This is a genomic window from Gilliamella sp. B2838 (assembly GCF_026536185.1).
GTDB lineage: Bacteria > Pseudomonadota > Gammaproteobacteria > Enterobacterales > Orbaceae > Gilliamella.
In genome coordinates this window covers 173,286-185,409 of sequence record NZ_JAFNOO010000002.1, presented here as the reverse complement: position 1 = coordinate 185,409, position 12,124 = coordinate 173,286, and the positions used below count along the sequence as shown (strand labels likewise).

The window sequence follows — 12,124 nt, the reverse complement described above, 5'->3', positions numbered from 1 at the left end:
TTTCTTTGTCGTCGGATAAATGAACGATATCCTTTAGTTGTTTGCAATTTTTTCTTTGTTAATAGCGGCTCCAGATTTAACCCATGGTTTATCTTTTTGGAGTGCTGCTGGTAAAGATTTCATCGCTTTATGAGCTTCATCTCTTGATGAATAATTGCCTTTGATTAAAATGAACCACGTACCATTTTTATGTTTAGTTTCATAAATATGATAATCAGTAATATTATTTTGTTTTACAAGTTTTCTTAGACCTTCAGCCGATTTAGAAGCACTAAGCTGAATTGTATAACGATCGTTTCCTATCTTGGCATTTTTAGCGGTATTGGTTTTTTCGTCTTTTCTATTAGTTGATTTTCGATTATGACTATCTGTTTGGTGTGAAACATGGGTTCTACCGTTAATGTCATTAATTGTTGTCGTTCTATTTGTTGACGTTGTTATATCACGATTAACTGAAGGAGCAGTTGGCGTATATGTGTTCGCTAAGTCGCTACCTGTATCGCTAGGAATATCCAGTTGTTGTTGCGTATTTGTTTGATTTAACGCATTTTCAGTTGGTGTCTGGGTTGCAACGCCAGCACTTTCTGTTGGCATTGCATTTGTCGCTGGACTGTTTAGTCCGTCAGTGACAGGCGTAGTATTGGCATCAGCTGAACTTACACTATTCACTTCAGGAGGCGTTACAAGCGTCGGCTCATTTTTACGTGAAGAAGATCGAAAGATAATTAAACTAAGTAATAACAGAATAATAACGATTGCCAAACCAAGAATAATTAATTTTTTTCTTGGAAAATCTTGTAAAAAACTTGGCAATGTCAACGAGGGCTTAGCGTCCTTACTAGGTTGTTCTGTTATATAACGGTCATCTCTATCTACACGCATACTTGCTCCTTAACCTATCCAAAAGGTTTAATGCTTTATGACTAACCATTATTATTTAAATAAATGGCTTAAATTTGCTCTATTTTTTCAATGATATAACCCGCAACACCTTTGGCACTTTGTTCATCTGTTTTAATAGTAATATCCGCAATTTCTTCATAAAGAGGTTCACGTTCACCTGCTAATTCTTCATAAAGTTCTCTTGGAGTATTACCACCTTGTAATAATGGACGACGTTTGTCTTTTTGCGTCCTTGCCATTTGTTTTTCAATAGTTGTTTCTAAATAAACAACAATGCCACGTGCTGATAATCGATTACGGGTCTCTTTTGATAATACTGAACCACCGCCGGTAGCTAATACTACACCTTGTTTTTCAGTTAATTCATTAATAACTTTTTCTTCTCTGGCTCTGAATCCGTCTTCACCCTCTAAATCAAAAATCCATGCAATATCAGCACCAGTACGTTTTTCAATCTCTTGATCTGAGTCGAAAAATTCCATGCCCAACTGTTGTGCAATTTGTCGGCCTATAGTGCTTTTTCCAGCCCCCATTGGGCCAATTAGAAAGATATTTCGCTTTTCTGCCATTGTAGTTTCATCATCTATTAATTTTGGTTAAAATATACAACACAATGTTAATGTTTATGACTGATTGAATCATTTACTTCATTAACTGTGTAACTTTTCTTGGATCTCCGTCTAACGACAAAAATTTAGGTCGGTAATTATCTCAATAGATAGTACCTTTTTGCAATAAGTATTTGTAATAGTTTTCTAGCTTATTCCTGCTTGGTGTAAATCATGAATATTTAACGCACCGACTAATTCACCTTCGGTATTTACAACGGGTGCAGCTGTAATATTGTGGTCATTAAATGATTTTAAAGCCTCTACTGCTTTCCAATTTTCGGGGATTTGATATCCTGGGCTGGTCATCACGTCTGTAATGCTGTCTTGCAATGTTCCATTTTTGAGTAATAAACGGCGTAAATCCCCATCAGTAAATACGCCAACAATTTTATTATTATTTTTGCAGATTGCAACTAAACCCACGCCAGTTCGGCTTAATTCTAACATAGCATCCAATACGGTTGCTGTTTGTGGTACTTTTGGAATTGAATCGCCCTGTCGCATAACATCTTTAACATGATTAAGTAATTTAGCGCCTAAACTCCCCGCAGGATGAGAGCGTGCAAAATCTTCTTCTTTAAAACCTCGAGCACGCATAACCGCTATAGCAAGCGCATCGCCCATTAATAAGGTATTGGTCGAACTCGAAGTCGGTGCAAGTCCCATAGGGCAGGCCTCTTTTTCAATTGAAATATCAAGCACAGCCTGAGCAGATTTAGCTAATGGTGAATCTAACCCACCTGTAATTGCAATAATAGGCACATTCATTGCTGTAAGGATAGGGATAATAAAATTAAATTCTTTTGCCCGACCAGAATAAGAAATTAAGATAACAACATCATTTTCGGTCACCATACCTAGATCACCATGTAGTGCTTCGGAAGGATGCATGAAAAAAGCTGGGCTACCAGTGCTGGCAAGTGAAGCCGCAATTTTTTTACCAATATGCCCAGATTTCCCAATACCTGACACAACAACTTTGCCTTTTGTTGTTAAAATCAGCTGACAAGCTTTAATAAAATCTTGTCCGAGTCGGTTCGGTAGTTTTTGAGCTTCGTAAAGTTCTAATTCAAGTAGCTCACGACCATATTGTAATAATTTGTCCATTTTCAACAAGCCTAACGCATTTAATATGAATAAAATGAAGTTATAATCGGTAATAACAACGTAAGATGATTATAAAAAGTCAGATTACTGATATTTTATCAATTAACGATTGAATATTCAAAAAAGAAAGGTATGACATTAAAGCATTTGTGGTATTTCAAGCCTTTAAACATCAATACATAATAATTTATAACCCAAAAGCCACTTTTATGCCCAATGTGATTAAAATTACCCCCAATAATTTATCGATAATTAATTGCATTTTAAAATAGTGTCGTTGAACTGCTTGTGTTTGAAAGATGAAAACCACAAAGGGCCACCATAATACGGCTTCTATCCAAATGATGAATGCAACTAGCAATTTGTCGGTGGTTGACGAGTTAGCATTTAATACTTGGGTAAAAATAGCTAGAAAAAATAACGTTGCTTTAGGATTAAGCAAGTTACACAACAACCCTTGTATAAACGCGGATTTAGCGGACATTTGTTTGTCAATTAATTGTTGACTGACATAAGTAGTATTGGTCTTTTTTGCAAGTAATGCTTTAATGCCAAGCCATAATAAGTAAGCGGCGCCCGCATAGCGTAATACATTATACAGTAATGGCGTAGCAGCAATCAGTACTGCCACACCGGCTACACAATAACTCATATGGATTAATATTGCAGTGATGACTCCCAAACACGTCAACAGGGCTATTTTTCGGCTATAAGTTAAGCTGTTTTTCAAAATCAAAAAAAAGTCAGGGCCAGGCGAAATCATGCCAAGACAACTGATAGTTGACACTAAAAGTACGGTATCAAGAGTCATAATTATGCCTAATTCAACAGTTGAGCAGCTTGATTTAAACTAGCAATGCCCGATTTATTTTGTTCAATATACTGTTTTTTATCTAAATTTGGTTGAGTTAAATAATCGGTTAAAAATTTAACATTGCTGTTAATTTGAGCGCCATTTAAAATGAGCCTTGGTAAATCAATCTGATAAATGGTTTGATCAGGTGTTTTTTGTAAATCAACTGTTTGTGCGTTTGTGAGCAAATAAAGCTTACGTTCTTTTTCTGAAAGATGTTTTATCGTTGGGGTTGCAGAGCCCATCATTAAATGATCGGGAAAGATATAAAACACGGTGTTTTCAAGTAGTCCTTGATCTTTTAACTGCTTAATAAACTGACCAACATTATAGTCTAACGAAGCAGCAACAAATGACATATTATCGTCTTTCGGTGCAATCACCGATCGCATTCGTTCGTCATAAAAACCATTTGGCGCATGCGTTGAAATGGTTGAAATAAATAGCGCGAAGGGTTTACCTGAGCTATGCAAACTCGTTACCTGTTTGTGGGCTATATCTAATATATCTTTATCATATAAACCAAAAGGCGCATTAGGATATTGGCCAGCATAGTTTTTCTCAGAAACGACTTGCATGCCTAACAGCTCGGCTATGTGTCCAATACCCGCAAATTCAGGGCCAGCCATAACATAGCGCGTTTCATAGCCTGCTTGTTTGAGTACGTCACCCAAGCTGACTAATTGTGTTTTATTTGCGCTGGCCAGCGGTGATGTCGAATATTCACCAATTAAAAATGGCATGCCAGTCATATAAGTATACATTGAAGCTGTTGTCCAACTGCTACCAGGGCTCATTGGCATATTCGCAAAGAAGGTATAGTCTTGCCGTAGTTGGCGTAAATGTGGCGTAATATCAGTAAAATCAAAAAAACCTTGTTCAAACGATTCTAAAGATAGAACAATAATATTTTTACCTTTTTCACTAGTGATTTGTTGCTTAGTTGGATAATTGTCCATGTTTAATGCGTGTAGTGCCTGCTCAAATGATCGTTTAGGTGCACAGGTCACTTGATAGATCTCGTATATTCGGCTAAATGGACCGTTTTGATAACTTAATGAGATAATTGCTATTACGCCAATTAATATTCGGATCGATAATCGACATTTATGTTGGCACAAATTAGCTAACTTTGTCAGCAAATATATCAATATAAAAAATACCGCAATCACAAGTACGGCTTGTAATTTAAAGATAAACAGCCCTTCAATAATATCATTAACATTTAAATTAACGTAAAACTGATAATCGATAAATCCACCACTAAAATAGATCGAGGTCAGTTCCATCACAATAAAAACGGTCATTAATACTATGATCAATAGTTGCCATTTTTTTTGTTTAAATAATGAAGCGAAAAGAATAGTTAGTAGCAAAAAAGGTAAAATAACAAGGGTAGATAAAGGCATAAAAACGTGTTACTCAGCAATTAACTTTGCCACAGTATATACGTATTCTTGAAAAAATAAAAAAGTAACCAAGGGTGGTATAACGAACATTATATTCCATTATTGTTGGCCACTCAGCATTAGCGGTTAAAGTTATTAAAAAAAATTAATAATCTCTTTTTTATTTTTTTGATATTAAATTAATAGGTTAATAAAAAAAACAACGATAATATGAAGAATTTCACTGTTTTGTTGCTATTGGTTTTTTTACTTACTTCTGTTATCAAAGATTCTGACTATTATGCGTGACCTATAAATTTGAGAAATATGTGGATGAAGATAACATTGTCTATTAGAGGTTAGATGTATCGAAAACTAAAATAACTTAACTTGTTTTTGAATAAATAAAAAAAGATTATATAAACACAGTTATCATTCTGTTATTTTCTGAAAATAAAATAAAGCTTATGAAGTGATTGCTACTGGTAAAGCATCTTTCCGATCTATACAGTTTAATTTAAGCAATAAGATCGATAACGATACGGTATGTATTCACTTTTTAAATAAACAACAAACCTACAAATTACTATCAGCCATCATTAAAGTAGACTTTACAATTATTAACTATTTTATCATTGATGAGTTTGATTGTTTTTTTTATACTCGGTCAGTCAATATTATGACTGGCATACAATATTTGTTCAAAATTTAGTATAAAAGAACAATGGATTATTTAAAAAGGATTAAAAATATGTTAAAATACAGTTGTTTACGGGGCCAGCCAGCCAGCCAGCCAGCCAGCCAGCCAGCCAGCCAGCCAGCCAGCCAGCCAGCCAGCCAGCCACATATAGAATAATTCACTTTTTTAGCGCGTTCGTTAGCGTTATTATTCCAGCCATAAAATCCTCTTTATTATTTTATTTTTTCATTAATCAATTTGTTGGTCGGTTAAAATTAGCCGTTTTATCCAAATTAGACTTATTAAAATTATTTATAAAACGACGTTTATTGTTAGTGTTTTTGTTATGTCCGGTGCTGTTTAGTATGCCCGTTTATGGATTGAGTTCACAAACAGCAAAGTCGATTAATGGTAGTAGTCCGTATTTAAGTTTTGACAATGGTAAGAGTGCTTCATCGACAATACTACCGTTGTTATCAATCACCTTACCAAAAAATAAGGTGATTTCGGCATTGGAAGACAATTCAAGTGCGACAGATCCTATTATGATAGATAAGGTGTCATCGACATTTAGTGATATTGTGACAAATATGCCGTTTGCAAATTATCCATCAACGACCTTAGCCAATGTGGTCGTGACAAATAATTATTGGCACGATCCGGATGGTGATAAATTATTTACGATAACGGGTAATATGCAAATAAAGTGGGAAAATGCGGCAGGAGAAGATGTCACCAATTATGTCAAGTCAAATCCGAATAGTGAGTTAGACTCGTGTAAATCGCCTTATAAATTAACACTCAGTGCAGATGCAGGTTCGTTAGCAACAAATTATGGGATCCCTTCAATAGGAAGCTTTACGGGGGGCAGCCATAGTTATTATCTTTACCCAAGTACGCCTAAAGTATGTTATGTTAAACCAAGCCTTGCATATGGTCGTCATTTCAATGATGAGGGTCTAGGTGGAGAGATTGCCGGTCCACCTAATATTTGGAATCCAGACCATGGTTTTCTTGTTCAATCTATCACGCCCGAGTCATATGGCATTAACTTTCCGACTACGGGTGCTGACAATTTATATTTTGATCTTGATATAAGCGGGACAGGAGCATTAAATTGGCCTGTAGTAACACATGGGGGGATCACAGCCACAATGATTCCAAATAGTAGTGGTACCAGTGTGCGAGTGACACTGACTGGACCTGTTGCAAGTGAGGCTCAAAAGCAAGCACTTACCCCTGGTATTATTCCAAAACCGAACTTACCTGCAACATTTGAATTAGTGGGTAAAGATAATCAAGGTAAAGAAGTAATAAAATATGGGTTTGTGTTAAAGCAGTGGTTTGTTAATAGGGGACAAAATAAAGTTAGGTACGATAACGCAGAAACTTGGTGTGATAGCATAGGTTATCAGCTTCCAACAGTAAAAGATCTTACTAACGCCAATTGTCCATTTCTAGATGATCCAACTTGTCAACCAGCTGTACCAACATCGGATTACTCAGTTTATCAGCGTTACATTGGGGCAAGTTTTTTAGCTGAGTGGGGCAAAATGGGAAATTATCCAAATGCAGATTTTAATAATAGTGAAACACCTCTATACTGGACAAGAGATCGTGGACAAAGTGATATTTATTATCGTGTTTACTTCGACGATGGAGTTATCTTCTCTTTTGGTGGACATCTTTCTGTCTATTCAGTATGTGTAGCTCCTTAGCAATCATTTATGTCGAGCATGTGTTTTAGATTTTTAAAAATTTGGGTTTAAAAAAGCAATAAAATTTAGGATGATAACACCGTTTTTTTATAATGTCTGTTTAATGAACAATAGTGTTTTCATTGAAATAAGGCTTATGTTATGGCATACACATGTGCGTATTATTTAGTGAATAAATATATCAAGTAATTTTATGGATGGATGAATTTTTTACTAGCAGAATACAAAATGAGCATTACTGATTTGATTAAAATTCATAATCACTATTGATTAGATAAAGGTGAAATGTAGTATGGATATAATTGATAAATTAGAGAAAAGTAATAGTCGCACTAGTATTTATTTTTTCAAACAAGGAATATTTGCGCAGTTGTATGGCATGTCGCTTTATTTGGCTAGAATAGAGTTAAATCTTTTGGTGAAAGTATGCGGTGTTCGTCATAAAAAAAGTGGTGGCGATCTTATTCTACGAGGTGGATTACCGGTTTCAACCTTAGAAAAACATTTTGGTCGTAGATTAATTCATCATGATTATGGTTATGAAATAAAGTTAACACATGAAATAGAGGATTTAGCAGATTATAACAGTTGGTATCTAAAGCAAAAAAATTATCTACTAAAGAAAGAAGAAATCGAGCGAAATAATAAAACAGAGCTAGTAGAGGCTGAAAAAAACTTAGAAGTATCAGCTTTGAGCAGAGAGTTAGCAGCCAGCAGGCAGCTAACACTCAGCGAGCAAGAGTATTATTTTTTAATGAATTGGCGGCAGGATAAATATCCATCATCAATAGAATCGGGTTTTATCCGAGGTTTGAAGGAAAAAATTTTATCACAGGGGCGAAGCCGTCTGAGATAAAATTTTTAGTATAAAAAACATGCATTTTTATTTTTTCAAATAATCTAAAATCTCAACACACTTTTTTTGAGAGAAAGTTATTCACACAATAATGAAATAGCCGATATCAAATCGGCTAAGCATGAAAACAATCCGCTAGTTAATTAACGATTTCACTCAACCAATCACTATTTATTCACATTTTTACTTATTATTTTATCAACGAGTTAATACCTAAGCGAAACTGACCTATCAATTCCTTTAGTAAGTGAATAATTAAAACTGTAGAGCAAAATAGCAAATCTCTTTTTCAGCATTTTTCATATAAATATTACTTATAATGATTAAAAAAAGATTGAAATTGCTGGTTAATTAAGTAACGATAATCGAACACGATTTTTTTTGAACATATTAATACAACAATTAGCCGCAAGGTCAATGTGATTGACAACAAGGAGCCAACATGTTTAGTAAAGAAATGACAATTGCCGATTATGATAAGGATTTGTGGGATGCGATTAAAGGTGAAGAACAACGACAAGAAGATCATCTCGAACTTATCGCATCAGAAAATTACACCAGCCCACGTGTGATGCAGGCTCAAGGCTCTCAACTGACCAATAAATATGCGGAAGGTTATCCCGGTAAACGATATTATGGCGGTTGTGAATATGTTGATATTGTTGAGCAATTAGCCATAGATCGTGCTAAAGCATTATTTGGTGCCGATTATGCCAATGTACAGCCCCATTCTGGGTCACAAGCTAACTTTGCTGTTTATACCGCACTTTTACAGCCCGGCGATACTGTTTTAGGCATGAATTTATCTGAAGGCGGTCACTTGACGCACGGCGCACCTGTTAGTTTTTCAGGTAAACTTTATAATATTGTTGCCTACGGTGTTGATGCTACCGGTCATATCGATTATGAGCAATTAGCTAAAATCGCTAAAGAGTCGCAACCTAAAATGATTATTGGTGGTTTTTCAGCTTATTCAGGTATTGTTGATTGGAAACGTATGCGTGAAATAGCTGATAGCGTAGGGGCATACTTTTTTGTTGATATGGCCCATGTTGCAGGTTTAGTTGCCGCAGGTGTTTACCCAAATCCAGTGCCTTATGCGCACGTTGTAACAACAACGACACACAAAACGCTTGGCGGTCCACGTGGTGGATTAATTTTAGCTAAAAATGGTAGTGAAGATCTTTATAAAAAATTAAACTCATCGGTCTTTCCTGGCGCGCAAGGTGGTCCTTTAATGCATGTTATTGCAGCAAAAGCAGTTGCACTGAAAGAAGCGATGGAGCCAGAATATAAAATTTACCAACAACAAGTCGTAAAAAATGCACAGGCGATGGTTGAAGTTATTTTAAAACGTGGTTACAAAGTAGTTTCTGGCGAAACTAAAAACCACCTATTTTTAATTGATTTGGTTGATAAAAATATCACAGGTAAAGAAGCGGATGCTGCTTTAGGTAGTGCAAATATTACAGTGAATAAAAATAGTGTTCCTAAAGATCCACAAAGTCCATTTGTTACCTCTGGTGTGCGTATTGGTACGCCGGCAATTACCCGACGTGGTTTTAAAGAAGCCGAATCACGGGAACTCGCGAATTGGATGTGTGATGTGCTCGATAATATTGATGATGAGCAAACAATTCAAGCAGTAAAAGAAAAAGTGTTAACTATTTGTAAGCGACTACCGGTTTATCAACATTAATTTTGAATGATATTCGCCGGCCGCTAAGTCGGCGAAATTAATCATCATAAATATATTTTATTCATGTTTTTATTTTTCTGAAGTTGTTGTGGTATTTTTTTGAACTGAAGACTTTTCCGGTTCAAAATATTGATTGAAATACCCTTTATACCAAAGCCATCCTCCACTTATAGCTATGCCAAGTACAATGGCTAACCAAAACGCTATAGTTAATTTTTTATTTCTTCTTTTTAATGGATCGCGTAAATTTCGTTTAGCGTTTTCCGGTAGTTCTGCTTTGCTGGTAAGTAATCTTCCTAATAATAGATTGATTTTTACTTGCCCGTTAATTGCCCAGCCGGAAGCTTCAAGTAAAGGACCAAGTGTTCTACGCCTTAATTTTAACCAAGCTAAAACAACAGAAGGACCTGAAATAATTAAAAACAGACCGATAAAAACCAGTGGAAATTGCCACCAAGTAAGTGAAAAAATAGCTTGAAATAGTGTGGCTAGTGCAGTACCTATGGCACCAACAGCTAAGCCTATCGCAGCAAAAATTCCGACACTTTTACCAATATCAAATTTTGTTTCTGGCTGTTGGATGACTTTTTCACTGGATTTTTCGATATCAGCATCTTTGCTTGTTGCCCATTTGTTAATTTGTTCCGTAATTAAACGCCCTATACGTTGATAAGGTGCCCATATTGCTTGTTGAATACTAATCGGTTTAGTAATCATTTTAACTACATTGGCATCCCAGTCATTGCCATCGTTGTCGATAAATACACCATTACGCCCCTCTATTAATAGATCACCTTGGCCCGCTGTGATTGCTGCTGCAATAGTCTGTTTTTCGCCTAGTCTGGTACATTCACAATAAAGTAGACATAACTCGGAGTAATTGGCCATCGTTGAGTGTTTAGCTATATTTTCTACTGCAACACACAATGTGGCACAACGACCGTCAATATAAAGTTTTCCTAATTGAAATGCGGCTCTTTTTTCAAGTGAAAAGAAATCAGCAAATGAAGCAAAGTTAACTAATAAACGATAAAGGTGTTTTTGAAAAAGCACCAGTTTTTCTAACACTAATACATCTGATGCTGAAATTGGTGTTTTACTGTCTTGTTCAATCATTTTTTCAAATTCAAGCAATAAATCATCTATCGTCGTACCATTGAAAAGTTGATTTGGTATATCCTCTATACTTTCCGTTGGGTTGGTTGTGACATTTAATTTCACCATTTCCGGTTTAGAATTAATCAATGTAGCGTAACCTTCTAAACTATGTTGTATCGCTTTCCACTCTGATTGACTAAGTTGATTTGGATTAGTCAATGAAGTTGCAACTAATGTTTTAAATCGGCTAATTTTATCTTTCCAAAGCGGATTAAGACCATTGACTAAGTCAAGCGTAAGGCTGTTATCAATTTTAGATAAAGGTAATTGAGCGAGTGCTTCATTTGATAACAGTCCATTTTGATTTGGCACAATATACTTCTCATCAACATTGAGTGATGATTGTGCTTGGGGCGCATATTGCGCCAGTTCAACACGTAAAAAATAATCATCAATTTTAGGTTTAAGTAATTGGATTAATTTCCATATTTCTGCACGATTTGCACCAAAAGGTGTTTGAGTATTATTAATATCTGTTTGCCATTGTTGCCATATCTTGATATTGCTTGCAAAAGCCTTAGCGATGTCGAGCGTTATACCATCTTGCCCACTCATATCTTTTTCTGCACCAACAGTTTTAATGGCAAATTCAATAAAAGATTGCATTTGAGTTGGTAATTGAGCCGATGCAGGAAAAATTAAATCGCCATTATAGAGTTTACTTGCATTTATTTTAAACGATTGTTGTACATCATCTTGAGTCAAAGACTCTGCTTGATTTTTGCCTAGATTGGCTAAGATACTACGAGCGGTTATTAATAATTTTTTACCTTGTTCGGTCGATGTGTTGATCTCTGATAAAGGTAAGGTTGGGCGGCTTGTTAAAATATTATCAAAAGATACTAGTTTGTCTTTTATCCAATTAATTGCATTTAGAATGTCTGGAATACGAATCCGCCCATCTTTATCATCATCTAATAAAGCAAGCGTTCTTTCGTCAAAATCTAACCCTGTTGTAGGGCAACTTAATGCCACCCATAATTTGGGATCTAATTGTGGTAAATCAATAATATCGTCAGCACTTTTAAAAACGACTTGATCTAATCCACCCACACGTTGAAATGTCCACATATGGCTCATCATAACCTCCATAATGAAATATCATTGATAGTGATAAATAATAAAAATATCGCAGTATTTATTTTTTAAAAG

General features: G+C 35.4%; 9 protein-coding genes. 3 read left to right on the top strand and 6 right to left on the bottom strand.

The window, feature by feature from the left end:
- Nucleotides 1-33 precede the first annotated feature (33 nt).
- From J3U63_RS02660 to J3U63_RS02640, 5 genes are all read right to left on the bottom strand, one after another.
- Nucleotides 34-882: an SPOR domain-containing protein gene (locus J3U63_RS02660; RefSeq protein WP_267333654.1), complete on the bottom strand. Its 849-nt coding sequence runs from the start codon at nucleotides 880-882 to the stop codon at nucleotides 34-36.
- 68 nt (nucleotides 883-950) lie between these two features.
- Complete coding sequence (gene aroK / locus J3U63_RS02655) at nucleotides 951-1,472, bottom strand: shikimate kinase AroK (protein ID WP_065634798.1); 522 nt, start codon at nucleotides 1,470-1,472, stop codon at nucleotides 951-953.
- Between the two features lie 186 nt (nucleotides 1,473-1,658).
- Nucleotides 1,659-2,621 (bottom strand): arabinose-5-phosphate isomerase GutQ, encoded by a 963-nt coding sequence (gene gutQ / locus J3U63_RS02650; protein ID WP_267333653.1) that lies wholly within the window; start codon nucleotides 2,619-2,621, stop codon nucleotides 1,659-1,661.
- 187 nt (nucleotides 2,622-2,808) lie between these two features.
- On the bottom strand, nucleotides 2,809-3,432 hold the full coding sequence (locus J3U63_RS02645; RefSeq protein WP_267343593.1) for a LysE family transporter: 624 nt from the start codon (nucleotides 3,430-3,432) through the stop codon (nucleotides 2,809-2,811).
- An 8-nt stretch (nucleotides 3,433-3,440) separates the two neighbouring features.
- The gene (locus J3U63_RS02640; protein ID WP_267366382.1) at nucleotides 3,441-4,883 is read right to left on the bottom strand and encodes an LTA synthase family protein; all 1,443 of its coding nucleotides are present in this window, start codon (nucleotides 4,881-4,883) and stop codon (nucleotides 3,441-3,443) included.
- Nucleotides 4,884-5,627: 744 nt separating this feature from the next.
- Between J3U63_RS02640 and J3U63_RS02635 the strand changes: the two genes are divergently transcribed.
- The 3 genes from J3U63_RS02635 (at nucleotide 5,628) to glyA (ending at nucleotide 9,814) form a co-directional block, all read left to right on the top strand.
- Nucleotides 5,628-7,259 (top strand): hypothetical protein, encoded by a 1,632-nt coding sequence (locus J3U63_RS02635; protein ID WP_267370368.1) that lies wholly within the window; start codon nucleotides 5,628-5,630, stop codon nucleotides 7,257-7,259.
- Nucleotides 7,260-7,551: 292 nt separating this feature from the next.
- On the top strand, nucleotides 7,552-8,115 hold the full coding sequence (locus J3U63_RS02630; protein WP_267366386.1) for a hypothetical protein: 564 nt from the start codon (nucleotides 7,552-7,554) through the stop codon (nucleotides 8,113-8,115).
- Between the two features lie 442 nt (nucleotides 8,116-8,557).
- Nucleotides 8,558-9,814, top strand: coding sequence for a serine hydroxymethyltransferase (glyA, locus tag J3U63_RS02625; RefSeq protein WP_267333259.1), 1,257 nt, complete (start codon nucleotides 8,558-8,560; stop codon nucleotides 9,812-9,814).
- A gap of 69 nt (nucleotides 9,815-9,883) precedes the next feature.
- Here glyA and J3U63_RS02620 read toward each other — a convergent pair whose 3' ends face one another.
- Nucleotides 9,884-12,055 (bottom strand): phage holin family protein, encoded by a 2,172-nt coding sequence (locus J3U63_RS02620; protein ID WP_267370367.1) that lies wholly within the window; start codon nucleotides 12,053-12,055, stop codon nucleotides 9,884-9,886.
- Between the last annotated feature and the right edge of the window lie 69 nt (nucleotides 12,056-12,124).

Bases quoted from the DNA above. Each gene is read 5' to 3' on its own strand.
- glyA (WP_267333259.1), top strand. From the start codon at position 8,558: ATGTTTAGTAAAGAAATGACAATTGCCGATTATGATAAGGATTTGTGG.
- J3U63_RS02645 (WP_267343593.1), bottom strand. From the start codon at position 3,432: ATGACTCTTGATACCGTACTTTTAGTGTCAACTATCAGTTGTCTTGGC.
- J3U63_RS02620 (WP_267370367.1), bottom strand. From the start codon at position 12,055: ATGATGAGCCATATGTGGACATTTCAACGTGTGGGTGGATTAGATCAA.
- aroK (WP_065634798.1), bottom strand. From the start codon at position 1,472: ATGGCAGAAAAGCGAAATATCTTTCTAATTGGCCCAATGGGGGCTGGA.
- J3U63_RS02660 (WP_267333654.1), bottom strand. From the start codon at position 882: ATGCGTGTAGATAGAGATGACCGTTATATAACAGAACAACCTAGTAAG.
- J3U63_RS02630 (WP_267366386.1), top strand. From the start codon at position 7,552: ATGGATATAATTGATAAATTAGAGAAAAGTAATAGTCGCACTAGTATT.
- J3U63_RS02640 (WP_267366382.1), bottom strand. From the start codon at position 4,883: ATGCCTTTATCTACCCTTGTTATTTTACCTTTTTTGCTACTAACTATT.
- gutQ (WP_267333653.1), bottom strand. From the start codon at position 2,621: ATGGACAAATTATTACAATATGGTCGTGAGCTACTTGAATTAGAACTT.